20 protein-coding genes are annotated in these 23576 nt (G+C 72.6%); 8 read left to right on the top strand and 12 right to left on the bottom strand.

Annotation, left to right across the window (positions count from 1 at the left end; all coding sequences use genetic code 11):
- The first annotated feature begins 187 nt into the window (after positions 1 to 187).
- A complete protein-coding gene (locus tag ACIBI9_RS46875) occupies positions 188 to 526 on the top strand; it encodes a hypothetical protein (protein ID WP_397232846.1) in 339 nt (112 codons plus the stop codon).
- Between the two features lie 123 nt (positions 527 to 649).
- On the opposite strand, the gene ligA is transcribed toward ACIBI9_RS46875, so the two are convergent.
- The gene (gene ligA, locus ACIBI9_RS46870) at positions 650 to 2713 is read right to left on the bottom strand and encodes an NAD-dependent DNA ligase LigA (protein ID WP_397232844.1); all 2064 of its coding nucleotides are present in this window, start codon (positions 2711 to 2713) and stop codon (positions 650 to 652) included.
- 324 nt (positions 2714 to 3037) lie between these two features.
- Here ligA and ACIBI9_RS46865 point away from each other — a divergent pair, with 324 nt between their 5' ends.
- Positions 3038 to 3700 (top strand): methyltransferase domain-containing protein, encoded by a 663-nt coding sequence (locus ACIBI9_RS46865; protein ID WP_397232842.1) that lies wholly within the window; start codon positions 3038 to 3040, stop codon positions 3698 to 3700.
- A gap of 3 nt (positions 3701 to 3703) precedes the next feature.
- Here ACIBI9_RS46865 and ACIBI9_RS46860 read toward each other — a convergent pair whose 3' ends face one another.
- Entirely contained in the window at positions 3704 to 4432 is a 729-nt protein-coding gene (locus ACIBI9_RS46860) for a winged helix-turn-helix domain-containing protein (protein WP_397232840.1), read from the bottom strand.
- Between the two features lie 39 nt (positions 4433 to 4471).
- Positions 4472 to 4915 (bottom strand): hypothetical protein, encoded by a 444-nt coding sequence (locus ACIBI9_RS46855; protein WP_397232838.1) that lies wholly within the window; start codon positions 4913 to 4915, stop codon positions 4472 to 4474.
- 118 nt (positions 4916 to 5033) lie between these two features.
- On the opposite strand from ACIBI9_RS46855, the gene ACIBI9_RS46850 reads away from it, so the two are divergent.
- Positions 5034 to 6545 carry a protein kinase gene (locus ACIBI9_RS46850; RefSeq protein WP_397232836.1) on the top strand — a complete coding sequence of 504 codons (1512 nt, stop codon included), beginning with the start codon at positions 5034 to 5036 and terminating at the stop codon, positions 6543 to 6545.
- 46 nt (positions 6546 to 6591) lie between these two features.
- Here ACIBI9_RS46850 and ACIBI9_RS46845 read toward each other — a convergent pair whose 3' ends face one another.
- From ACIBI9_RS46845 to ACIBI9_RS46820, 6 genes are all read right to left on the bottom strand, one after another.
- Positions 6592 to 7959, bottom strand: a complete 1368-nt coding sequence (locus ACIBI9_RS46845) for a sensor histidine kinase (RefSeq protein WP_397232834.1) — start codon at positions 7957 to 7959, stop codon at positions 6592 to 6594.
- A gap of 117 nt (positions 7960 to 8076) precedes the next feature.
- A complete protein-coding gene (locus ACIBI9_RS46840; RefSeq protein ID WP_397232832.1) occupies positions 8077 to 9300 on the bottom strand; it encodes an MFS transporter in 1224 nt (407 codons plus the stop codon).
- Between the two features lie 91 nt (positions 9301 to 9391).
- Positions 9392 to 9613 (bottom strand): hypothetical protein, encoded by a 222-nt coding sequence (locus ACIBI9_RS46835; protein ID WP_397232830.1) that lies wholly within the window; start codon positions 9611 to 9613, stop codon positions 9392 to 9394.
- Positions 9614 to 9952: 339 nt separating this feature from the next.
- Entirely contained in the window at positions 9953 to 10879 is a 927-nt protein-coding gene (locus ACIBI9_RS46830; RefSeq protein WP_397232828.1) for an LLM class F420-dependent oxidoreductase, read from the bottom strand.
- Positions 10876 to 12012 (bottom strand): acetyl-CoA C-acyltransferase, encoded by a 1137-nt coding sequence (locus ACIBI9_RS46825; RefSeq protein WP_397232826.1) that lies wholly within the window; start codon positions 12010 to 12012, stop codon positions 10876 to 10878. Before ACIBI9_RS46825 ends, ACIBI9_RS46830 begins: the two co-directional genes overlap by 4 nt.
- Entirely contained in the window at positions 12009 to 13448 is a 1440-nt protein-coding gene (locus tag ACIBI9_RS46820) for a carotenoid oxygenase family protein (protein ID WP_397232824.1), read from the bottom strand. Before ACIBI9_RS46820 ends, ACIBI9_RS46825 begins: the two co-directional genes overlap by 4 nt.
- A 103-nt stretch (positions 13449 to 13551) precedes the next feature.
- Here ACIBI9_RS46820 and ACIBI9_RS46815 point away from each other — a divergent pair, with 103 nt between their 5' ends.
- A complete protein-coding gene (locus ACIBI9_RS46815) occupies positions 13552 to 15111 on the top strand; it encodes a class I adenylate-forming enzyme family protein (RefSeq protein WP_397232822.1) in 1560 nt (519 codons plus the stop codon).
- Positions 15108 to 16280, top strand: a complete 1173-nt coding sequence (locus ACIBI9_RS46810) for an acetyl-CoA acetyltransferase (protein ID WP_397232820.1) — start codon at positions 15108 to 15110, stop codon at positions 16278 to 16280. Before ACIBI9_RS46815 ends, ACIBI9_RS46810 begins: the two co-directional genes overlap by 4 nt.
- Here the strand turns inward: ACIBI9_RS46810 and ACIBI9_RS46805 are convergent.
- A complete protein-coding gene (locus ACIBI9_RS46805; RefSeq protein WP_397232818.1) occupies positions 16267 to 17214 on the bottom strand; it encodes a winged helix-turn-helix transcriptional regulator in 948 nt (315 codons plus the stop codon). The genes ACIBI9_RS46810 and ACIBI9_RS46805 overlap by 14 nt on opposite strands.
- A 152-nt stretch (positions 17215 to 17366) precedes the next feature.
- On the opposite strand from ACIBI9_RS46805, the gene ACIBI9_RS46800 reads away from it, so the two are divergent.
- The gene (locus tag ACIBI9_RS46800) at positions 17367 to 18302 is read left to right on the top strand and encodes an NADP-dependent oxidoreductase (RefSeq protein ID WP_397232816.1); all 936 of its coding nucleotides are present in this window, start codon (positions 17367 to 17369) and stop codon (positions 18300 to 18302) included.
- A gap of 109 nt (positions 18303 to 18411) precedes the next feature.
- Here the strand turns inward: ACIBI9_RS46800 and ACIBI9_RS46795 are convergent, their stop codons facing one another.
- Positions 18412 to 19779, bottom strand: a complete 1368-nt coding sequence (locus ACIBI9_RS46795; RefSeq protein WP_397232814.1) for an MFS transporter — start codon at positions 19777 to 19779, stop codon at positions 18412 to 18414.
- An 82-nt stretch (positions 19780 to 19861) separates the two neighbouring features.
- On the opposite strand from ACIBI9_RS46795, the gene ACIBI9_RS46790 reads away from it, so the two are divergent.
- Positions 19862 to 20398, top strand: a complete 537-nt coding sequence (locus tag ACIBI9_RS46790) for a winged helix-turn-helix transcriptional regulator (RefSeq protein ID WP_397232812.1) — start codon at positions 19862 to 19864, stop codon at positions 20396 to 20398.
- Between the two features lie 205 nt (positions 20399 to 20603).
- Here the strand turns inward: ACIBI9_RS46790 and ACIBI9_RS46785 are convergent, their stop codons facing one another.
- Positions 20604 to 22886: a bifunctional polysaccharide deacetylase/glycosyltransferase family 2 protein gene (locus tag ACIBI9_RS46785; RefSeq protein WP_397232810.1), complete on the bottom strand. Its 2283-nt coding sequence runs from the start codon at positions 22884 to 22886 to the stop codon at positions 20604 to 20606.
- Between ACIBI9_RS46785 and ACIBI9_RS46780 the strand changes: the two genes are divergently transcribed.
- Positions 22872 to 23423: a hypothetical protein gene (locus ACIBI9_RS46780; protein ID WP_397232808.1), complete on the top strand. Its 552-nt coding sequence runs from the start codon at positions 22872 to 22874 to the stop codon at positions 23421 to 23423. The genes ACIBI9_RS46785 and ACIBI9_RS46780 overlap by 15 nt on opposite strands.
- Positions 23424 to 23576: the final 153 nt, after the last annotated feature.

The following is a 23576-nucleotide window of genomic DNA, read 5'->3' as shown; positions in this document are numbered from 1 at the left end:
GAGGGCGTCGACGTCCTCACCGACCGAAGGCACCTGCGCTGCACGAGGTCCTGACGCACTGCCAGGCGTCCGGGATGATGCACGTGGCCGCCAAGGGCCTTCCCACCCTCGCGGACAAGCGCTACATCGGCGCCGGCATCCACGTCCCCGCGGCCGCTCCGGGCAGGCCCTCCACGTCGACACCCGCATGCGAAACGCGCTGATCAGACACGGCCGAGCGTTCGGCGAGCGCACCGCGGCGGAGCTGAAAGAGGGTTGGCGTGCCCTCCAGCACGTCACCCTCAACCCAAGCCGGACAGGCGACACCGCCCGCGCCGCCCGCGTCCTCACCGGCGCCGTGACAAGCTGCGCGCCACCCAGGACCGGCGCATGCCAGCTATCCAGGACGCGCTGGAGGAACATCGCCTGGCCGCACTGGAGGCTGGCGGTGAGCGATCACTCGGCTGTAGGCGCGGCCGACATGAGCGCACCCACGACGTCGCGGCTCGCGTACGACGCAGAGTCGATGATCACGATGGTGATCTGATCGTCCCATTGACCAGCAGGCCTGCCGCCCCCAGACCCGGGCCTCAGCCCTTCGCGGCGGACCACCGATTCGGCTGATTGTCGCCACAAAAGGACTGAGGAAAAGGTGGCCGCTTCTGAAGCGCTACAGATAGGCGGCGACTTGGGCGGCAAAGTCGTCAGGGGTGACGATCGGCACGCCGAGCGCCTCCGCTTTGGCCCGCTTGGAGCCCGCCTTCTCCCCCGCCACCAGCAGCGACGTCTTGGCGGACACGCTGGAGGACGCCTTGCCGCCCGCCCGCTCGATCAGCTCGTTGACCTCGTTGCGCGACAGCGCCGCCAGCGGCCCGGTCATCGAGCCGGTGACCACCACCGACATCGACGCCAGCGGCAGCCCCGTCTCGGGCTTCTCCCCTTCGGCGGGCGGCGTGGCGCCGGGCTCGGTCATGTTGACCCCGGCCTGGACGAGCTTGTCGATGAGCGGCGCGAGCTCGATCAGCTCGGCCACCACCACCGGCGCCTTCTCCGAGCCGATGCCGTCCACCTGCTGGATCGCCTCGGCGTCGGCGGTGCGGATGGTGTCCATCGTGGCGAAGTGGCGGGCGATGCGGCGGCTCATGGAGCGGCCGGTGCCGCGCACGCCGAGTGCCGCGAACACCCTGCTGAGCGGCCTCGTCCTGGCCTGCTCGATGGCGGCCAGCAGGTTGTCGGTGCTGGTCTCGCCCATGCGCTCCAGGCCGAGCAGTTGCTCGCGGGTCAGGAAGAACAGGTCGGCGAAGTCGGCGATGAGGCCGGCGTCGAGCATCTGCTTGATGCGGTTTTCGGCCAGCCCCTCGATGTCGAGCTGGTCGCGGCCCACGGCGTAGATGATGGAGGCGATCGCGCGGCAGCCGCGGCCGCGCACGCACCGCCAGCGCTCCTGCGAGCTGTCGATGGCATCGCCGCACGACGGGCAGGCCTGCGGGATCTCGATCGGCTGCTCGTCACCGGTGCGCAGGTGGACGACCGGCGCCTCGACCCTGGGGATCACGTCGCCCGCCTTGTAGACGGTCACGCTGTCGCCCAGCATGAGCCCGCGCCGGGTGATGTCGGCGACGTTGTGCAGGGTGGCGTAGGTGACGATGCTGCCGTCCAGCTCGACCGGCTCAAGCACGGCGCGCGGGGCGATGACGCCGGTGCGGCCGGTGTTCCACTCCACGGCGAGCAGTTTGGTGATCTTCTCGGTGGCGGGCAGTTTGTAGGCGATGGCCCAGCGGGGGGCGCGGGAGCTGAACCCGGCCTCGGCCTGGTCGGCGGCGAGGTCGCACTTGATCACGATGCCGTCGATGCCGAACGGCAACTCGGCGCGGACCGCGGCGATCTCGCCCACCCGCTCCTGCACGCGCTCAAGGCTGTCGGCCACGATCCCGGCGACCGGCGTGGCGGCGGTGGTCTGCACACCCTGCGCGGCGACCCAGTCCATGATCTGGCTGTGCGGCAGCTCGCGCAGCCGTACGGCCAGCTCGGAGTGGTCGTCGGGCGGCGGCAGCACGCCGTAGCCGAAGAAGGTCAGCTCGCACACGTACGGCCGGTCCTGCGCGCGCAGCGTGCCCGCGGCGGCGCTGCGCGGGTTGGCGAACGTGGTGCCGTCGTGCGCCTGCCGCTTGGCGCAGGCCTCCTCGAACTGGGAGGCGGTCATCATGACCTCGCCGCGCAGCTCCACCGTGACCGCGTCGGCCAGCCGGTCGGGCAGCCCGACGATGGTGCCGATGGCATGCGAGACGTCCTCGCCGGCGGTGCCGTCGCCGCGCGTGACCAGCTGGGCCAGGCGGCCGTGCCGGTAGCGGGCCGAGATCGCCAGACCGTCGAGCTTGGGCTCCACGCTCCACGCCGCCACCGGACGGCCCAGCCGGCGCTCCAGCGAGGCCGCCCAGTCGGCGAGCTGCTCGGCGCCGAACACGTTGTCCAGGCTGAGCATGGGCACCGTGTGCGGCACGTCGCCCACCACGGCCCCGCCGGCCACCTTGCCGGTCGGCGAGGACGGCAGCACCGCCTCGGGATGGGCCTCCTCGTACGCCTGGATGCCGCGGACCAGGCGGTCGTAGGCGTCGTCGTCGAGCGTGGAGGTGCCGTCGGCATAATAGGCCGCGGCGGAGTCAACGGCCAGCTGGACGGCTTCGGCGTAGGCCGTGTCGTCGGCCAGAACGGTGGTGGGGGGCGCGTCGGTCATGGCACCACCATGTCGGATCCCACCGACAATTCCCACGCTCTCCCATCTCCGCACGGCGTCCCAGGCGCGACCAGTCCGATGGGGGCGCCGTTTGGAGACGCCGTCGGTCATGCTTTCCGCACGTACGCGGCCCTCGGCGCCGAGCCACCAGGGTGAGCGCGTGGCCGGGCGCCGTGAAGTTTTGGTGCCCCAGCCAGCTCCCCGGGCTGGGGCATGTCGAGATTATGGCCTTAAGTCCGATTTGTATAGCTTTGGCGAGTAATTTTCCTTGACGCCCCCTGCAAGGATCCGCCGATCTCCCGCCACGGCAGGTATGACTAGATCATGACCGCGCGTTATGACGGCCAGGCCGAGTGGTACGACGAGTACATCGGCTCCAGCGCCCACGTCACCACGCACGACATCGTCGACCTCCTCGGCCCGGGCGAGGGACCGTGCCTGGACGTCGGCTGCGGGACCGGCCTCTATCTCGACGCCATCCGCTCCACCGGCCGGACCGTCGTCGGCCTCGACCGCTCCGCCGACCAGCTGCGCCTGGCCCGCCGCCGGGACCCCGCGTCCCTCCTCCAGGGCGACGCCACGGCCCTGCCGTTCGCCACGGGCACGTTCGGCACCGTCACCGCGATCTGGGTCTCGACCGACATCCCGGACTTCGCCGGGCTGCTGCGGGAGGCGGCCAGGGTCCTGCGCCCGGGCGGCCTGCTGCTGTTCTACGGGGTCCACCCGTGCTTCAACGGCCCCCACATCGAATCCCGCGAGGACGGCGCGGTGATCATCCACCCCACGTACCGGATCAAGGGGTGGCACAAGCGCTCGCCGTGGTGGCGCAAGGGCGGGGTGCGGGACCGGGTCGGGATGAGCCACGTGCCGCTGTCCGACCTGATGAACGCCTTCGTCGACGCCGGGCTGGCCATCGGGCGCGTGTACGAGCCGCAGGAGCGCCCCGTCCCGTCCGTCCTTGCCGTCAGGGCGTTCCGGCCGGGCTGACCCTCAGCGGCCGGGCACCGGCAGCAGGGCCAGGTGCTCGCTGGTCACGAGGTCGAACCTCAGCGCCAGCGACACCAGCGCGTGGCGCTGCCAGTCGGCCTTGCCCTCACCGCCCTGCGGGCTTTTCACGTGCAGCTTCTTCTCGGCCAGGTAGCCGATGTGGAAGCCGATGGCGGTACGGCTCAGCTCCAGGTCGGGGAGCCGCTCGGCGATCTCGGGGATCGTCGGTATGCGCGAGGTCGAGGGGTCGCGCAGGCGCGGCTCGCACAGCGCCACCAGGATGCGGAAGTACTTGGCGTTCTGGTCGAGCGGGTAGGCGACCTGCGTGGCCGCTCCCCCGTCGGCGCGGTTCGGCGGCACGTGTACGTGCTGCGGCGCGAACACCAGGAAGGAGACCGTGCCGTCGACCGCGGGCAGGCTCACCCTGGAGAACTCGAACGGGATCGGCGCCCCCATCCGCCCCGGCGGCACCTTGACGAACTCCCCGCCCCCTTCCGGGTTCTCCACGACGTACGTCTTCGACGTGCAGAGGTTGGACAGCAGCCAGTAGTCCCCCACCGCGACGATCTCGCCGGCGCGCCGGGAGACCGCGGCGTCGTCCAGCCGGAGGTCCACGGGAGAGCCGGGAGCCCCGCGCCCGAAGAGCGCCTGCTCCCCGGGCGCGAGCTCCAGCGAGTACGGCCGGTCGTCGGTCGGCGCCGCCGCCATCTGGATCAAGATGGTGCTGTGCATCCGCGGGACCCTACTCGCGTGCCGGTGAAGGTGTCCAGGTCATACGGGCAACGGCTTGCCACCAGGGCGCCCGCACTCCCGCAGGCCGCCGTCGGACTCGTCGTTGCCGCCCCCGCGGAAGTAGACCTCGCTGACGTACCCCCACCTGTCGTTGTCGGCCATCGTGGCCGCCCACCAGTAGTTCCGGTACGAGCCCAGCGTGTAGCTCGCCCCGACCTTCTCGCACAGGTACCAGTCGTCCCCCGCCGGATCGATGTAACCGACGATCTTGCCCTTCGCCGGCGACTCGTAGACCGGGATGCTCCCGCTCGGCGACCAGTCGGGGCACGTCTGAACCGTGTGGTTTCCGTGCCGGTACGGCTTCCCGCACGGGCTGGCGTCGCCCGCGGCGGCCCCCGCGGCCGTCCCCACAGCCGGGCCGGCGACCCCCGCGACCGCCAGCCCGAAGGCCGCGGCGAGCGCGGCCCGTCGGATACTCATCATGCTTTCCCTCCCGATGTCGGTATCCGCGTCGATCCTGCGGGGCGAACGGCCGTTTCCGTAACCTGGTAGCTACCAGGGCGCGTGGACGGATCCACGATGATCGACGATGATGAGCTGAATGACGGCTCCGTCCCAAGCAGGTCGCTACCGGATCGAGCAGCTCATCGGTGTCGGGGGGTTCGCCTCCGTCTATCTGGCCCAAGACGACGAGTTGCGCTCGCCGGTGGCGGTCAAGATCCTCGCCGACAACTGGGCCCGCCAGGACGACGTGCGCGGGCGTTTCCTCCAGGAGGCGCGGCTGCTGCGCAGGGCCGACTCCCACCTGCTCGTGCAGGTCTTCGACCTGGGCGAGCTCGACGACGGCCGGCCGTACTTCGTGATGACCTACGCCGACCGCGGCACGCTGGAGGACCGCCTGTCCGGCGGCGCGCTCGCCGTCGAGGAGGCGCTCGGCCTGATGCGCGACATCTGCCAGGGCGTGGCCGTGCTGCACAGCATCGGGGTCGTCCACCGCGACCTGAAGCCGTCGAACGTGCTGTTCTGCTCGCGGCCCGAGGGCGGTGAGCGGGTGATGGTGGCCGACCTCGGCATCGCGCGGTCCACCGACCACCTGAGCGGGCTGACGCTGCCCGCGGGCTCGCCCGGTTACCAGGCCCCCGAGCAGCTCTACTTCGACGGCGCGCCGGACGCCCGCGCCGACGTCCACGGCCTGGGCGCGCTGACCTACCACATGCTCATCGGCAGGGTGCCCGCCAAGCCGGAGCAGCGGGTGCCGCCGAGCGCGCTGCGTCCCGAGGTGCCGGAGGCGATCGACGCCGCCGTGATGCGCGCCCTGGATCCCGACAGGGAGGCGCGCTGGCCGGACGCCGCCGCCTACGCCGCGGCCCTGTCGCCGTCCACCGCCGTACCACCGCCAGGCGGGGAACGGCCGTCGAGCGAGGAAGCCCCGTCGGACGGGGAAGCGCCTTCGAGCGGGGAACCTCCTTCGGGCGGGGAAGCGCAGGTGCGGCGGCCCGAAAAGGGCCGGCGCAGGGCGATCGCCGGGGGCGCGGCGGCCGTCGTGGCAGCGGCGGCCGTCACCGCCGTGGTCGTCAACATCCCCCAGACCCCCGAACCACCCGGCGGCACCCGCGCGACGGCGAGCCCGCCGCCCGCGAGCGGCTCGACCAGCCAGTGGCTGCGGAACGACTCCGACATCCCCGGCCAATACCGCGGTCTGATCGTGCAGGCAGGCACGTACTGCAAGGAGCCCGGCCTCAGCCCGGCCCTGATCGCCGCGATGCTCAAGGCGGAGTCCGGCTACGACCCCGGCCTGTCCGATCCGGTGAAGGACGAGTACGGCATCTCCAGGTGGACCCCGTCGGTGCTGTGGTTCTGGCAGCCGGGCGGCCTGCAGAGCCCGAAGCCCACGCCGCCGTTCAGCCCGGAGCTGTCGATCCTGTCGATGGGGCGGTTCCTGTGCACGCTGGGCCCCAGGGTCGCGGACCTGCCCGGCGAGCCGGCGCTGAAGCTCGCCGCCCTCTACCGCAGCGGCGTCGACCCGCTGAAGCGGGCGGGCGGCATCCCTGAACGGTGGCGCGACTACACCGAGAAGGTCTCCCGCTACATGCGCGACTACCAGCCGGGCTGAGTGCGCGCAGGAATGCGCCGTGTTCCGAAAAGTTCCGAACAGGCTGTCAGAGGTGCTCGGGCACCGGGAAGACGGCGACGAAGCGGGCGCCGGGTGAGTGGTCGGCGAGGGTGAGGGTGCCGTCGTGGGCCACGGCGATGTCGCGTGAGAGGGCCAGGCCGAGGCCGCTGCCGCCCTTGTCCTTGGCCCTGGCGGGAGCCAGGCGGGTGAAGCGTTCGAAGACGCGTTCCCGGTCCTGCGGCGGGATGCCGTCGCCGTCGTCGGTCACGGTGACGATCACCTTGCCGCCTTCCACGGCCACTTCCAGGTCGATCCGGGTGGCGGCGTGCCGGGTGGCGTTGTCGAGGAGGTTGGTCAGGAGGCGGTCGAGCTGCATGGGCGAGCCGTAGACCGGGGCCGAGGCGCACAGGTCGGCGACGATCGGCACCCGGCCGCTCCGGCGGCGGTCGACCTGGTCCTCCGCCAGCCGGGCCAGGTCCACCACGCGGCGTTCGCCGACCGCGCCGGCGTCCAGCCGGGCCAGCATCAGCAGTTCGTCGATGATGCCGGTCAGGCGGTCGGCGGCGGCCAGCGCCTGTTCGCCGGTGGCCTGCCAGTCCGTCTCGTCGGGGTAGGTGTTGGCCAGCTCCAGCTGGGCGCGCAGGGCGGAGATGGGGCTGCGGAGCTCGTGGGAGGCGTCGGCGACGAAGCGGCGCTGGGTCTCGACCGTGCGTTCGAGGCGGTCGAGCGTGTGATTGGTGGTGGTGGCGAGGTCGGTGATCTCGTCGCCGGTGTCGGGCACGGGCACGCGCCTGCTGAGGTCCTGGCCGGTGATCTCGGCCAGCTCGGCCCGTACGCGCTCGACCGGGCGCAGGGCGGCCCCGACCACGGCCCACGCGACGCCGGAGACGCTCAGCAGGATGAGCGGGATGCCGAGGAACATCAGGACTTGTACCCATTTGATGGCCTTGTCCACGTCGGTCAGCGAGGCCGCCCCGTACACCGTGGTGACGCCGATCGGCGAGCTCACCTTCAAGGCCATGACCAGGTAGTGGGCCTCGGGCTCGGCGAGATGGCGGGACAGCGTGAGCTCGGTCGTGTAGATCTTTTCGGGCTGGTCCGCCCGGAACCTCATCAGGGTCGGGATGTTGCTCGCCCCGGGACTGGTCGCGATCACGTTGCCGCGGGCCGAGACCACCTGGAGGAGCTGGACGCGCGACGGCGTCTGAAGCACCGTGTGGAACTCTCCCGACTCCAGCTCGCTCGCCACTCGGCGCACGGCCAGCTCCAGTCTGGTCTGCACGGCCCCGCGCAGATTGGGGGGCGCGGTGGCGAGCGTGATCGCGGCCGTGATGGTGAAGACGACCGCCGCCGCCAAGGTCGCGACCGTGGTCAGCCGCGCCCGGATCGAGCGTGGAAACAGCCGTTTCGCCATCTCATTCCGACCTCCCCGTATCACCACGAGTGACGCTCACCCGTGGACCCCCTCAGCAACATGATGGCTGATCTGCGGATATACGGATACCGGGTCGCTTGCGAATACTCTCCGTATTCAGGGGTGGCCGGCCAACGCGCGCTCCCGCCAGGGCAGGAGGGCGCCCGTGGCGATCAGCAGGATCCCGGCCACCGCGATCGCGGTGCGGGCGCTCGTCAACCAGGCCAGTCCGCCCCACAGGGCCGTGGCGGCGGCGGTGACCGCGCGCCCGCTGATGGCCCAGGCGGTGAGGACGCGGGCCAGCGCGTCGTTCGGGGCGCTGCGCAACCGGTACGTGACGTAGACCGGGTTGAAGACGCCCATACAGAAGATCATCCCTAGCTCTACCGCGATCACGACGAGGAGCCCGCCCGTGCCGGGCCCCACGAAGGCGAGGCCGACGAGCCACAGGGCCCTGGCCACGCCGAAGCCGAGCAGGATCCGGCGCTGCCCGAAGCGCCGGACCAGCGGCGCGGACAACCGGGAGCCCGCCAGGCCGCCCAGGCAGGGAATGCCGAAGCCGAGCCCGTACTGCAGGGGCGTGAAGCCCAGGTCGTTCAGCATCAGGTACGTCAGCAGCGGCGCGGTCGCCATGATGAGCGCGGAGACGAGCGCGGTGTTGGCGAACAGCCGGCGCAGCACGCAGTCCGTGGCGATGACGCGCCAGCCCTCGACGACCTCGGCCAGCCGCGACGCGCCCGCGCCGCGCACGGGCGGCGCCGGCTCGGGCGCGGAGATCGCGCGCAGGCCCAGCGCGGACAGCAGGTAGCTGGTGGCGTTCAGGACGGTCGTCACGACGGGCCCCAGCATCCCGACGAGCGCGCCGCCCGCCGGCGGGCCGACCGCCGTCGAGATCCACCTGACGGTCTCGAACCGGCCGTTGGCCCGCGTCAGGTGCCGGTCGGGGACGAGGGCTCTCAGATGCGCGCCGCTGGCCCCGACGAAGACGATGTCGGCCGCGGCGACCACCACGGCCACCACCAGCAGCTGTACGTAGCTCAGCACCCCCAGGCCGTAGGCGACAGGCACGGTCAGCAGGACGAGGAACCGCAGCAGGTCGGCACGGATCATCAGCGGCCGCTTGGCCTGGAACTCGACCCAGGGCCCCAGCGGGACCGCGAGCAGGGCGCCCGCCGCCCCGCCGGCCGCCGCGATCCAGGACACCTGGGTCGCGCTGACGTCGAGGGCGAGGATGGCGATCAGCGGGATCGCGTCCAGCGCCAGCATCGTCCCCAGGCTGCTGACCGCGAAGGCCCGCCACAACCACCCGAAATCCCGCCCCAGCCCGGCGTCTTCTGCCATTCCGCCCCCTTTTGCCGGAGGCGATCAAACACCCGGAAGCGCCCGGGAAACAAACAACCGACACGCGCGATGGACAACCGTGGGTTGTACGTCATCCGCGCGCCCCGTTCAGGACGGTGACCTGGTCGCCGCGCCCGGGGTAGACCATGATCAGCAGGTGCTGAAGGGTGCCGGGTTCGCGGTAGGGAACCCGTACGCGGTAGTGCACCCGTACGCGGTAGTGGCCCTTGCCCGCGATGGCCAGGTCGGGCAGTTCGGGCGAGTCCATCGGGTCCCCGAGCAGGAGGTCCCCGCCGGGGCTCTGATAACCCACCTCGATCACCTTGTCCCAGCCCTACGACCCCGCCCGCCGCCGTCCGCCCGAGCCGGCGGGCCCGCGGCAGGGCCTTCAGGCGGTGGCGGGGTCGCCGCACGGCGGCCAGCACGCACAGCGCGGCCGGCGTGGCCGCCACGGACCCGCCCCAGGAAGAACACGACTCCTTGCAGCCCGCCCCACCTGGAGACACAGCTCCGGTCGATGGCCACGTCCACGAGGAAGGCCAGCCAGCCGGTGCCGTAAACCACGAGCATGACCCCGGCCGCCACCCGCGCGGTCACCTGACCGATCCGGGGCCGGCCCCGGCGGGTGCCCACGGATCGCCAACCTACCGCTTCAGCCGCTCAGCGCCTTCAGCGTGGCCGTGCCCCCGGGGTCGCGGTCCGTGCTCACCGGCACCAGGGCGACCTCGTCGACCCCGGCCGCGGCGTAGGCGGACAGCCGAGCGCGGATCGCGTCCGCGTCCCCGAGCAGCGCGACCGAGGCGACCAGTTCATCCGGCACGGCCTCGAACAGCTCCCTGGGATGGGGCCGGGTACGCGCGAACGCGACGACATCCGCAAAGCCGGCCTCGGCGAACATCTCTCCGTACCCGGGCGCGGCCAGATAGCCGACGACGGCGCGGCGGATGCGGTCGACGGCCTCGCGGCCGGGGTCCACGGCGGCGGTGGCCCAGGCGGCCACGCGGACGTCCGGGTCGGCGGCGCGCGCCTGCGCGGCCAGCCGCCCGGCCGAGGCGGGCGTGATCAGGTTGAGCACCATGCGGTCGGCCAGGGCTGCGGTCCGGACGGCCGACGGCCCGAAGGCGGCGACGGTCAGCCGCGAGCGCGGGGCGGGCAGCCGCAGCCGGTAGCCGCCGGCGGACCGCTCCCCGTCCAGCAGCGGCCGGAGGGCCTCGACGGCCTCCCGCAACGCGGTCGCGGGCCGGGCGCGCGAGCGTCCGTGCCACCCCTCCACGACGAGCGGGCTCGACGTGCCCACCGCGACGTCCACCTGCCGCCCGGTCAGGCCGGCGACCGAGGCCGCCCCCATGGCGATCATCATCGGATCGCGTACGCCCACCGCCAGCGGCCCGACGGTGAGCCGGATCCGCGCGGTCGCCAGCCCGATGGCGGTGGCCAGGGCGAAGGCGTCGTACGTGGCCATCTCGCCGATCCACAGCGACGGATAGCCCAGCTCGTCGGCGGCCCGGGCGGTCACCAGGGCCTCCTCGGCGGGCCGGTCCTGCCACAACCCGAGCGACACGCTCAACGAGGGGTTCACACGCGCTCCAGGAGGACGGCCGATCCGGAGCCCGCGGCGCCGCTGACGGCGGCGACGCCGTACCGGGCGCCCCGCCGGTGGAGCTCGTCGACGCAGGCCGCGACGAGGAGGGCGCCGGTGGCGCCGAAGGCGTGGCCCATGGCGATGGTGCCGCCGTTGACGTTGAACCGGTCGTCCCCGACGCCGAGGTCGCGCTGGAACTTCAGGCAGAGCGCGGCGAACGCCTCGGCGAACTCGAAGACCTCGACATCCTCGGTGGACAGCCCGGCGCCGGCCAGGACCCGCTCCACCGCGAGCTGGCCGGCCGTGAGCATGGTGACCGGGTCGGCGACGGCGGTGGCGGTGCCGGCGATCCGGGCAAGGGGAATCAGGTCCAGGCCGGTGCCGACGAGCACCAGGCCGGCGGCGTCGCAGAGGCTGGGCGAGGTGCCCCGGGTGTGCAGGTGGCGGATTTCGCCGAGCTCGGGCCGGTGCTTGAGCACGACCGCGTCCTGCTCGGGCGTGCCGGCGAAGGCGGGCGCCATCGCGGTGTAGGACTCGATCGTCAGGCCGGGGCGTACGTGCTCGTCGCGGTCCAGATCGTTGAGGCGCACGAGGGAGCGGTCGTAGCGGCCGGCCGCCCACGCCTCGGCGGCGAGCGTCTGGGTGCGCAGGCCGTACCGGTCGAGCTCGTCGCGCTCGAAGCCCTCGAGGGTGGCGACCACGTCGGCGGCCACGCCCATGTGGAGCGAGCCGACCGGCAGGGACCACAGCGGCCCGCGGTCGGAGAACATCGGCACCCGCGACACCGACTCCACCCCACCCGCCACGACCGCGCCGCTCGCGCCGGAGGCGACCAGCGCGGCGGCGGTGCGCACGGCGTCGATGCCCGAGGTGCAGTAGCGGTTGACGGTAATGCCGGGCGCGTCGAAGCCGGAGGTGAGGGCGGCGGTGCGGGCCAGGTTGCCGCCCTGTTCGGCGGTCTGGGTGGCGCAGCCGACGATCAGGTCGTCGGCCGAGCCGATCCCGGTCCGCTCGGTGAGGGCGGCCAGCAGCCCTTCCAGCATGGCCAGCGGCGTGACGCCGGACAGTCCGCCGCCGGGCCTGGCCTTGCCGCGCGGGGTGCGGACGCACTCGTAGACGTAGACGTTCACCGCAGTTGCTCCGCGCGCACCCAGGTGGCGTGGAAGCCGAGCGGCACCCGCCGCGGCAGCAGCACCCGGGCGATCGGGCCTTCGGAGATCCGGGCCGCGTGCAGGATCCGCACCTCGGAGCGGCCCTCGCGCTCGTCGGTGACGAAGCTGACCAGGTAGCCGTCGTCCTCGCCGGTCGAGCCGTCGCGCGGGGCGAAGGGGGCCTCGCTGCCGTAGACGCCGGGGCCGTAGAAGTAGGTCTCCTTGGCGCCGGTGACGTTGTCGTAGCGAACCAGGCCGTCGAAGAGGTTGGTCTCGGCGTCGGCCACGGAGACGTTGTAGGCGTAGCGCGTGGGGTATCCGGTGGCGCGCGCGTCGATCGAGGGGAACTCGGTGTTGTGGTCGGGGTCCACGTACCCCTCCGACGTGGTCCCGGTGCGCAGGTCGAAGCGGTAGCGGTACATCCGCGCGTCGAGCTTCAGGTAGGAGATCATCCGCGCCAGCGGCGAGCCGTTCCCCGACGGCGAGGGGCGGGCGACCCGGCAGACGTCCAGGGTGATCTCGTCGCCCTCCTCCCAGGCGTTGACGACGTGGTAGATGTAGCAGGGCTTGGCCTCGAACCAGCGGATCTCGTGCGCCTGGCCGCGCCGCGGGATCACGCCGAAGCGCGAGGGCAGCTCGCGGTCGAAGGTCAGCTTGTAGCGGCCCTGCCGCGCGGCGTCGAGATCCTGGTAGAGCGGCAGGTCCATGAGGATCGCGTGGTTCCGCGTGATCGCCATGTCGTGCGGCAGCCGCGCCCCCGGCAGGTCCAGCTCCACGCGGTGCTCCACGCGGCCCCCGGCTCCGACGACGCCGTAGCGCAGGTACGGCGGGCGGGGCCCGTAGTCGAACCAGAACAGCTCGCCGGTGCGCTCGTCCACCTTGGGGTGCGCCATCATGTCGCCGTTGAGCGTGTCGAGGAAGGTGTCGGCGCCCAGCGTCTCCAGCGAGAGCGGGTCCAGCCCGTACGGCGAGCCGCACAGGTACCACGAGGCCAGCACCCGGCCCCGGTGGAAGATCAGATCGGTGTTGGCCGTGTCCTTGAAGGGCAGGCCGCGGGCGTTGCCGAACGGGTTCGCCTTGGGGCTCTCCATGACGCCGGTCCACAGCGACCGGCCGGCCGCGGACTCGGCCTCGAAGGCCCGGGTGCGCACCCATCGGTTGCGGTAGCGGGCCCGGCCGTTCTCGAAGTGCACGGCGTGGACCATGCCATCGCCGTCGAACCAGTGGTAGCGCCCCTTCATCGGGAACCGCGCGTTGGGCCCGTTGCGCAGGTAGACGCCGTTGAGGTCCGCGGGGATCCGCCCGATCACCGTCAGCTCGTCGGCGGTGATCTCGTCCTGGACCGGTGCGTAGACGCCGAGCAGGTACGGGTTCGGCTCGCCCGACTCGTCCATGATTACGACACTTTCGGCCATGTCTGGAAGCTACGATAGACGAAGTCAGGCGTCAATGACCGGGCATTGACGACCTGACTTCTGCTTTCGTAGTGTGGCGCCCATCACACCCGTGGGAGCCGCGATGACGCATTCCGCCGACCGGATCGCCCGCTACACCGCCCGGGGCTGGTGGACCGGTGACACGATTGACAAGCTCCTCGCCACCCACGTCGCGGCCCGTCCCGCGGACCTCGCGATCGTGGACCCGCCGGACAAGGACGGGCCGACCAAGCGGCTGACCTGGGGGCGGCTCGGCGCGGAGGTGGAGCGAGTGGCCGGCGTGCTGCACGCGCACGGCGTCGGCCCCGGCGACGTGGTCGCCGTTCAGCTGCCCAACGGCGTCGAACTGGCGGTGAGCTTCCTCGCGATCGTCCGGCTCGGGGCCACCGTCACGCCGTTCCCCGTGCAGTACCGCGAGTACGAGCTGGCCCAGCTGCTGCCGCTGTCCGGCGCCCGGCTGCTGGTCACCGGCCGGGAGTCCAGGGCGCCCGAGGGCACGCCCACGCTGTCGTGGCCGGACGACCTGGAGGACGCGACGGGAGCCGGGGCGCCGCGGCGCGACGCCGACCCCGCCGAACGCGTGACGATCTGCTGGACCTCCGGCACCGAGGCCGTTCCCAAGGGCGTGCCGAGGTGCCACTACGACTGGCTGGCGGTCGAGGCGATCTGCACGGCCGCGGCCGAGCTCACCGCCCGGGACGTCATCCTCAACCCCTTTCCGATGGTCAACATGGCCGGGATCGGCGGCGTCTTCCTGCCGTGGCTGCGGACCGGCGCGCTGCTGGTCCAGCACCAGCCCTTCGACCTGCCCACCTACCTGGCCCAGATCGCGGCCGAGCGGGTCACGTACACGCTGGCCCCGCCCGCGCTCCTCACGCTGCTCCTGCACCAGGAGGCGATCCTCGCGAGAACCGACATCTCCTCGCTCACCCGCATCGGCTCCGGCTCCGCCCCGCTGCCGCCGCCGATGGTGCGCGGCTGGCAGGAGAGGCACGGCATCGCGATCATCAACTTCTTCGGCTCCAACGAGGGCATCGCCCTGCTGTCGGATCCCGCCCACATGCCCGACCCGGAGGTCCGTGCCCGATTCTTCCCGCGGCCGGGCGCGCCGGGGGCGCCGGAGCTGCTCGACCGGGTGAGCACCAGGCTGGCGGGCCCGGGCGGCAAGGAGATCACCGAGCCCGGTGTCCCCGGCGAGCTGCGGCTGAGCGGCCCCACGGTCTTCGCGGGCTACCTGCCGGGCACGGCCGCGGCGGACCCGTTCGACGAGGACGGCTACCTCAGGACCGGCGACCTGTTCGAGATCGCCGGCGAGCGGGGGCAGTACCTGCGCTTCGTCGACCGCGCCAGGGACATCGTCATCCGCGGCGGCATGAACGTCGCCCCCGCCGAGCTGGAGGCGCTGCTCGCCGGGCACCCGTCGATCGCCGAGGTGGCGGTGGCCGGATACCCCGACGAGGTGCTGGGCGAGCGGGTCTGCGCGGTCGTGGTCCCCAAAGGCGAGATCGACCTGGAGTCGGTCGTGGCCTTCCTGCGGGACAAGGGCATCGCCTCGTACAAGCTGCCCGAGCGGCTGGAGATCGTCGACGCGCTGCCCAGGAACCCCGTCGGTAAGATCCTCAAGAGGGAGCTGAAGCTGTGATCCGCATCCTGGGCGGCCACCAGACCGACTTCGCCCGCTCCGGGGCGGACCTGTTCGGGATGCTGCGCGAAGCCGCGCTCGGGGCGCTGGAGGCGGCGGCCGTACCCGCCGAGGACGTGCAGGTGGCGCACGTCGGCAACCTGGCGGGCGAGCTGTTCGCCGGGCAGGCGCACCTGGGCGGCCTGGTCGCCGCGATCGACCCCGCGTGGGCCATGCTCCCGGCGTCCCGGCACGAGGCCGCGTGCGCCTCTGGGTCCATGGCGGTCCTGGCCGCCATGGCCGACCTGGAGGCGGGGTTCTACGACGTGGCGCTCGTCGTGGGCGTGGAGCTGATGCGCAACGTGGGCGCGAAGGAGGCCGCTCAGCACCTGGGGTGCGCGGCCTGGGCCGGGCGGGAGGCGCAGTCGGCGGACTTCCCCTGGCCCGCGCTGTTCGCCGAGATCGCCGACGAGGTGGACGCCCGCCACGGCCTCTCCCACGACCACCTCGCCGCGATCGCCGAGATCAACCACGGCAATGCCCTGCGCAACCCCCTCGCCCAGACCCGCTCCTGGTCCTATCCCGAGGGCTGCTTCGGAGCGGACGACGTGCTCAACCCGGTGGTCGAGGGGCGGCTGCGCAAGTACGACTGCGGGCGCATCACCGACGGCGCCGCCGCCGTGGTCCTGGCCTCCGACCGGTACGGCGGGCGGGGCCCGGCCATCGCGGGGTGGGGGCACCGTACGGCGCCGATGCCGCTGAAGGACCGGCTGGCCACGCGTGCGGAGTACCTGTTCCCGCACCTGCGGCGGGCCGCGCTGGACGTCTACGGACGCGCCGGGCTGCGCGGGCCCCAGGACGTGGACGTGATCGAGACGCACGACTGCTTCACGATCACCGAGTACGTCGCCCTCGACCACCTGGGGCTGACACCGCCGGGCGAGTCCTGGCGGGCGATCGAGTCCGGGATGATCGCCTTCGACGGCGGCCTCCCGGTCAACCCGTCGGGCGGCCTGCTCGGCCTCGGCCACCCGGTCGGCGCCACCGGCGTACGCATGCTGCACGACGCGGCCCGCCAGGTCTCCGGCGCCGCGGGCGAGTGCCAGGTGCCGGGCGCGCGCACGGCGCTGACCCTCAACATCGGGGGCAGCTGCACCACGGTCGCCCTGTTCGCCGTCACCCGCGACTGACGCCCAGCCGCAGCCGCTGCTCGGGCATGACGAAGTGCACCTCGGTACGGCCGAGCGCCTGCCCGCACGACCGGCACCGCAGACAGGGACGGAACGGCCGGCCGCACGCGCGATGGGTGACGCGCAGGTCGGTGTCCGGCGGGCCGGCGTACCAGGTCTGCGCCCAGTCGACGATGAAGGCGAAGATCCCGAAGAAGTCCAGCCCCTTGCCGGTCAGCCGGTAGCGGGGCCGCGCCCCCGGCTCGTCCGCGGCGAGCACCCCCAGCTCCGTGAAGCGCCGCAGCCGGTCGGCCAGCACCGACGGCGCCACGCCGAGCTCCGACTGGAAGTCGGCGAACCGCCGGGTGCCGAGGAACGCGGCCGCGAGGATCACCGTGCTCCACCGGTCGCCCAGCAGCTCGAAGGTCTCGGGGAGGTACGACAGCGGGTCGCGCCCGGCCTCGCCCCGCACGGTCCTGCGGTGATGACGCGCCACCGTCACCTGGGCGAACGTGGCCGCCCCCCGCACGGTCTCGGTGTCGCGTGCGGTGACCGGCGCCCCGCCGCAGCTCGCGCAGCCCAGCTCCACGTCCGTACGCCGCCCGCAGACGTCGTGCGCCAGCTCCGGCAGCCCGTGGCGGCGCGGCACCCACCTGCGCTCCCACGACCAGATCTCCACGAGCAGCGGCCACAGCTCGATCGCCCGCTCGGTCAGGAGATATTCGGTGCGGGTGCGGCCCTGCTCCCGGTAGGGGACCGGCCGCAACAGGCCGCCCGCGACCAGCTCTTTGAGCCGGTTGGCCAGCACCGACTCGGACATGCCCAGCTCGTCCCGCCAGTCGGCGAAGCGCCGGATGTGCAACAGGAAGGCCCGCTGCAGGATCAGCAGCGTCCACTGGTCGCCGATCGCCAGCAGCGCCTGCCCGATCGCGCTGGGCCGCTCCGTTCCCGTCACCCGCTCCGCTCCTCGCCGCCGGCCGCTTCGGCTGTAAAAGCTATCCGAGCCGCGCTCGTCCGCGTGCGGTACGCACCTTCAAGTGCGTACTTCCTAGTAGAGAGCAGCTCTCCGTAGGGTCGTGGCAGCGAAACCTGATGAGGGAGTCATCGATGCGCGCAGTCGTCATCCACGCTTTCGGCGGGCCCGAGGCACTGGAGATCGCGGACGTGCCGGTACCCGCGGTCCGGGAGCGGCAGGTCCGCATCCGGGTCGAGGCGGCGACGGTCAATCCGGTCGATCTGGCCACCCGGTCCGGGGCGCTCACGGAGGCGGGCCTGCTGCCGGCCCGCGACGTGATCGGCATCGGCTGGGACGTGGCCGGGACCGTGGACGAGGTGGGCCCCGGCGTGACCGGCATCGTGCCGGGCGAGCGGGTGATCGGCCTGTCGGACCGCCTCGACGTGCCGCTGGGCGCCCAGGCCGAGTACGTCGTCCTCGACGCGGACGCGGTCACCCGCGCGCCGTCGGGCCATTCGGCGGTGGAGGCCGCGACGTTGCCGCTCAACGGGCTCACCGCGGTGCAGGCGCTCGACCGGCTGGAGCTGGCCGCCGGGCGGACGCTGCTGGTCACCGGCGCGGCCGGCGCCGTGGGCGGGTTCGCCGTGCAGCTGGCCGCCGCGCGGGGACTCCGGGTGGTCGCGGTGGCCGGTGCCGAGGACGAGCCGCTGGTACGCGGGTTCGGCGCCGAGTGGTTCGTGCCGCGTACGGCGCGGCTGGGCGAGGCCGTACGCGCTCTCGTGCCGGGCGGCGTGGACGGGGCGCTGGACGCCGCGGTCGCCGGGGCGGCGGCTTTGGACGCCGTCCGCTCGGGCGGCGCCTTCGCCGCGCTGGTCGCGGGCGGGGCGCCGCTGCCGTTGCGCGGCACGCGGGTGTTCGACCACTGGATCCGCGCCGACGGCGCCCGCCTCGCGGACCTGGTCGCGCTGGTCGAGGCCGGCTCCCTCACCCTTCGCGTCGCCGAGACCCTGCCCCTGGACCAGGTCGCCGCCGCCCACCACCGCCTCACCAAGGGCGGCCTCCGCGGCCGCCTCGTCCTCGTCCCCTGACCCCGACCACCCACCGACGGCGGGACCGCCCCCGAACCCCGCCACGCTCCGACGCTGCAGCCTCCCCCGAACCCGACCACCCACCGACAGCGCAGCCTCCCCCGGGCGCTCATGCGCGGGAGCGGCTGAGGGTGAGGGTGAGGGCGGCGGCGAGGGCGGCGATGACGGCGTAGGCGAGCGTGGTGACGTCGGTGCCGTGCTGCCAGCCGAGAGCGCCGATCGTGGTGGCCATGGCGGCCACGCCCAGGGAGGAGCCGACGTAACGGGCGGTGTTGTTGGCGCCCGAACCCATGCTCGCCCTGGCGATCGGCACGCTCTCGATGGCCAGGTGGGTCAGCGAGGCGTTGATGAGCCCGCTGCCGACGCCGCCCACCACCAGCCCGGCGACGACCCGCGTCCAGGGGGCGGCGTCCGCGACCCCGAGCGTGAGCAGGGCTCCGGCGGCGGACAGGAGCAGGCCGAGCGCCAGGCGGACGCCCGAGTGGACGCGCAGGTGCCGGGCCAGCAGGGAGGCCAGGAACGACATGCCCGACCACAGCGAGAACAGCACGGCGCTGGTGAGCGGGGTGAGCGAGCGGGTCACCTGGAGCACGGTGGGCAGGTAGCTCATCATCCCGATGACGGCGATCCCCGTGACGAACGCGCCCGAGGTGGCCACCAGGAAGAGCGGGCGGCGCAGCAGGCCGAGGTCGATGAGGGGCTCGCGGCGGCGGTGCTCGATCAGCGTGAACGCGGCCAGCAGCACGACCGCGGCGGCGAACGACGCGTACACGACGGGCCGGTTCCAGCCCAGCCGGCCCTCGGTGACCCCGGCGAGCAGCGCGGCGGTGCCGAGCGCCAGGGTGATCGCGCCGGGCAGGTCGTGCGGCCGGCGGCGGTCGCTGCGCGACTCCGGCAGCATCCGGCCGGCCACCAGGGCCAGGACCGAGCCGGCGACGGCGATCAGGACGTGCACGCCGCGCCAGCTCCAGGCGGCGGCGATCGAACCGGACAGCAGCGGGCCCAGGGCGATGCCCAGCCCCAGCATCGCACCGTAGCGGCCGGTCACCCGGACGCGGTCCGGCCCGCCCGGGTAGGCGTGGCCGAGCATGCCCAGGCTGCCCGCCAGCATGGCCGCGCTCGCCCCGCCCTGCACCAGCCTGGCCACGACGAACATCGCGGTGTTCGCGGAGAGCGCCGCCAGCAGGGCTCCGGCGGCCAGCACCCAGGTGCCGGCGACGTAGGCGCGCCTGCGGCCGTGGTCGTCGGCGAGCCCGCCCGCGACCAGCAGGAGGGCGGACAGGCCGAGCGAGATCGAGTTCAGCATCCAGGCGGGACCGGTGGGCCCTGAGCCGAGGTCGGCGGCGGCCTGGGACAGCGTGACCATCGGCACCGTGTAGTTGATCAGCGCGAGCAGCGCGGCGGCGCAGGCCGCCACGGCCACCGTACCCGCCGCATGCGGGGCCGTCTGTGCGGGAGCCGATCGGGTGAGTGTCACGGCACCTCCTTGGTTCATTCATTGAACTATGGAGGCACACGCTAACACGCCAAGGTTCAATGAATGAATTACCCTGGGGGTCATGGCGCTCGGCAAGAACTACGACGGCCAGGACTGCTCGCTCGCCCGCTCCCTGGAGCTGGTCGGCGAGCGCTGGACGATGCTCGTCATCCGCGACGCCCTGTACGGCGTGCGCCGCTACGGCGACTTCCTGGCCCACCTCGACATCCCGCGGGCCGTGCTGTCCCAGCGCCTCACCACGCTCGTGGACGCCGGGGTCCTGCGCCGCCACCGCTACCAGGAGTCGCCACCGCGCGAGGAGTACGTCCTGACCGAGATGGGGCAGGAGCTCTGGCCGGCCGTCCTCGTCCTGAGCAGCTGGGGCGAACGCCACTTGTCGGCCAAGCCGCGCCGGATCTTCTGCCACGTGCCCTGCTACACCAGGATCGACGGCTACGGCATGTGCCCGGCCTGCGGCGTCCGCCCCGAGCTGACCGAGATCGAGGTACGCCCCGGCCCTGACGCCGACCTCTTCCGGGACGACCCGGTCAGCCGCGCCCTACGGCACCCGCACCGCATGCTCGAACCCCTGCCGCACACCGCCGCGGAAGCCACCTGACACCCACCACTGACCCTTGTCTGACCTCGCGTCCGCGGAAGCCACCTGACAGCCACTGGGCCGTGCCTTACCTCGCGTCTACGGAAGCCACCTGACCGCCACCGGCCCGTGCCTTACCTCGCGTCTACGGAAGCCACCTGACCGCCACCGGCCCGTGCCTTACCTCGCGTCTACGGAAGCCACCTCACAACCACCGGCCCGTGCCTTACCTCGCGTCCGCGAACCGCTCGACGCCGTCGATCCCGTGCGGGGCCGGCGCCGCGTGCCCGGAGTCGTTGAACGTGCCCTCACGCCGTACGGTGTGCCAGCGCAGCCGCACGCCCAGCAGGGCCGTCGCCAGGGACTGGATGACCACGAGGTACATGAGCTGGCGGTAGACGAACTGCTGGAGCGGCAGCACCCAGAGCGCGGAGGCGCGTTCGCCGTCCAGGCGGAGTGCGTACCAGCCCGTCAGCGCCTGCACCACCACGAAACCGGCCCATACCGCGACGACCGGGAGAGGATCGCCCAGGACCGTGTTGTAGATCGCCATGAGGTCGACGACAGGGGCCAGCAGGGGCAGCAGCACCTGGAACAGCGTCAGGTAGCCGAGGCAGCGGCGGCCGAACGGGCCGGGCCCGAGGACGGCACGCCGATGCTTCCACATCGCCTGCATGGTGCCGTAGCACCAGCGGTAGCGCTGCTTCCACAGCTGGCCGAGCGAGGTGGGCGCCTCGGTCCAGGCCAGCGCCTTCTCCTCGTAGACCACGCGCCATCCGACCCGGCACAGTGCCATCGTGAGGTCGGTGTCCTCCGCCAGCGTGTCGGTGCTCACCCCGCCCAGCGCCACGAGCGCCGAACGCCGGAACGCCCCGATCGCGCCGGGCACGGTGGCCATGCAGTCGAGCAGTTCGAAGGCGCGCCGATCGAGGTTGAAGCCGATGACGTACTCGATGTGCTGCCAGCGCCCGATCATGCCGCGCCGGTTGCCGACCTTGGTGTTGCCGCTCACCGCGCCGACCGTGGGGTCGGCGAGCTGGCGGACCAGGTGGCCGATCGTGGCGGGTTCGAAGACGGTGTCGCCGTCCACCATGATGAGCAGCTCGTGGGTGGCCTGGGCGATGCCGGTGTTGAGCGCGGCCGGCTTGCCGCCGTTGGGCCGGCGGATCACCCGTACGCCGGGCAGCCCCAGCGCCTCAGCCAGCGTGGCGGTGTCGTCGGTCGAGCCGTCGTCGACGACGAGGATCTCGAGCGGGCCCTGGTACGTGGTGTCGACCAGCGACCGTACCGTCGCCTGGATGCCGGCCGCCTCGTTGTAGGCGGGCACGATCACGGTCACCGGCGGGGGCGCGGACCACACGGGCGCGCGACCCTTTCGCCGCTTGCCGCCCCTGTTGCGTGCCGCGTGCACCCAGGCGAGCCCAGCGAAGAAGCCGAGCCGCCCCAGTGTGAGCGCTCCGGCGGCCAGCAGCACCCATGCCAGCACGTCGGCGAACGTCTCCGAAGCACGCTGGGCCAGGTTGAGCGCGGAGCCGGCGAACTGTTCGGCTCCGCCGGCCGGCTGGTGCGCCGAGGGCATGCCGAGCGCCTTGGTGACCGTGACGGCGCGGTAGCCCTTTCCTGCCAGCTCCCGCAGGACGGCTCCGACGGCCTCGACGGTCTGCCGCCGGTCGCCACCCGAGTCGTGCATCATGACGATGGCGCCCCGGCCCCTGGCCGGCAGCGAGGACGCCACGATGTTCGTCGTCCCGGGGCGGCTCCAGTCCCTGGTGTCGAGATCCGTCAGCGTGACGAGATAGCCCTCGGCCGCCAGGGCCTTCATGCTCGCCCACTGCGGCCCGGAGATCGCCGCGGGGGTCGAGGAGTAGGGCGGGCGGGCCAGCGTCGTGTGCAGCCCGGTCGCTCCGGCCAGCGCCCGCTGCGTCAGCGACAGCTCCAGTTTGAACCGCCAGTTGGGCAGCGCCGCGAGGTCGGCGTGCGAGTAGGTGTGGTTGCCCAGTTCGTGCCCCTCGGCGACGATGCGTCGCGTCAGCTCGGGGTATTTCGCCACCTTGGAGCCGACGGTGAAGAAGGTGGCCTTGGCACCGTACTTCTTCAGCATGTCGAGCACCTGCGGGGTCCACGCCGGGTCGGGGCCGTCGTCGAACGTCAGCGCGATGGTCCTGCTCGGCAGGCGGGCGCTGGAGGGCCCGTTCGCCGTGATGTTGAGTACGGGGCCGCCGCGCCGTACCTTCTCCAGCTCCGGGGACGGGGAGCCGGTGGAGGGTGGGGGCGCGTGTGTCTCTCCGACGACGTTGGTCACGTACCCGTTGAGCACCAGCGCGGCGGCGGCCAGCAGCATGCAGACGGCGAGCGGGAACCAGTGGCCCTTGGGGTCGGCCGGGGGTCTCGCGGTCGGCGCGGGCGGGATGTGCGGTCGTTCGTCCTGTTGCCGGGCAGTGTGGTCCTGCCAGGCCGGGAGCGGCGCGGACGGCCAGACCAGCTTGTCGGGCTCGTGTGGGCCGTTCACTTCTTCGGGCCCTTCGTCCGGTCCGGATCGAGTCCCGGCGGCGTCCTGGTCTGGCCGGGCGGCTCGCTGTCCGTGGGGCCGGCTGTGGGGTCGGCTGCGGGATCCGTGGCGGGGCCGGTGCTCGGCGCATCCGTGCTGGGCCGCGGCGTGGGCCGCGCCGACTGCGGCGAGGTCTGCCCGGACGTCGCCGACGGCCTGACCTGGCCGGTGGCTCTGGGGGTCGGCCGGCGCGACGGCGGGCGTGTCGTATCCGGGCGCGTCACGGAGGGGGTCGGCTGCTCGGACCGCGTCGGCGAAGGCGTCGGCGAGCGGTCCGGCGAAGCCGTGCCGTCCGACGCTCCTCGGCTGTCGCCCGGCCAGCCGTTCACCGAGAGCGTCGTGCTGGAGAACATTCCGGCGATCACGACGGCGAGCAGCGCGAGAGCCAGGACGCTCGCGGCGATCGAGCCGATCATGATCAGCCTTCGACGCCGTCCGCTCTGGTTGACGAAGACGGCTGTCGGGTTGTGTTGCTCAGGAGGCACGCGGAAATCGTAGTGACAGGGAGCAAAGTAGAGAAACTAGGGCATTCTTGACATCGCCCCCAAAATTGCCCGACACGCCCAGTCAAGCGTGCGGCGGCGCCCAAGAAGCGGGCGACCAGGAGACGGGGGCGGCCAGGAGGCGGGGGCGGCCAGGGATCGGGGCGGT

The organism is Nonomuraea sp. NPDC050451, assembly GCF_044458585.1.
The sequence above is the reverse complement of the archived record's forward strand: the minus strand, read 5'-3'. Positions and strand labels throughout refer to the sequence as shown.

What these genes read in the sequence shown, in the direction of transcription:
- ACIBI9_RS46790 (WP_397232812.1), top strand. Translation starts at nt 19,862, where the DNA reads ATGGCGCTCGGCAAGAACTACGACGGCCAGGACTGCTCGCTCGCCCGC.
- ACIBI9_RS46860 (WP_397232840.1), bottom strand. Translation starts at nt 4,432, where the DNA reads ATGCACAGCACCATCTTGATCCAGATGGCGGCGGCGCCGACCGACGAC.
- ACIBI9_RS46875 (WP_397232846.1), top strand. Translation starts at nt 188, where the DNA reads ATGCGAAACGCGCTGATCAGACACGGCCGAGCGTTCGGCGAGCGCACC.
- ACIBI9_RS46820 (WP_397232824.1), bottom strand. Translation starts at nt 13,448, where the DNA reads ATGGCCGAAAGTGTCGTAATCATGGACGAGTCGGGCGAGCCGAACCCG.
- ACIBI9_RS46845 (WP_397232834.1), bottom strand. Translation starts at nt 7,959, where the DNA reads ATGGCGAAACGGCTGTTTCCACGCTCGATCCGGGCGCGGCTGACCACG.
- ligA (WP_397232844.1), bottom strand. Translation starts at nt 2,713, where the DNA reads ATGACCGACGCGCCCCCCACCACCGTTCTGGCCGACGACACGGCCTAC.
- ACIBI9_RS46815 (WP_397232822.1), top strand. Translation starts at nt 13,552, where the DNA reads ATGACGCATTCCGCCGACCGGATCGCCCGCTACACCGCCCGGGGCTGG.
- ACIBI9_RS46855 (WP_397232838.1), bottom strand. Translation starts at nt 4,915, where the DNA reads ATGATGAGTATCCGACGGGCCGCGCTCGCCGCGGCCTTCGGGCTGGCG.
- ACIBI9_RS46850 (WP_397232836.1), top strand. Translation starts at nt 5,034, where the DNA reads ATGACGGCTCCGTCCCAAGCAGGTCGCTACCGGATCGAGCAGCTCATC.
- ACIBI9_RS46840 (WP_397232832.1), bottom strand. Translation starts at nt 9,300, where the DNA reads ATGGCAGAAGACGCCGGGCTGGGGCGGGATTTCGGGTGGTTGTGGCGG.
- ACIBI9_RS46865 (WP_397232842.1), top strand. Translation starts at nt 3,038, where the DNA reads ATGACCGCGCGTTATGACGGCCAGGCCGAGTGGTACGACGAGTACATC.
- ACIBI9_RS46800 (WP_397232816.1), top strand. Translation starts at nt 17,367, where the DNA reads ATGCGCGCAGTCGTCATCCACGCTTTCGGCGGGCCCGAGGCACTGGAG.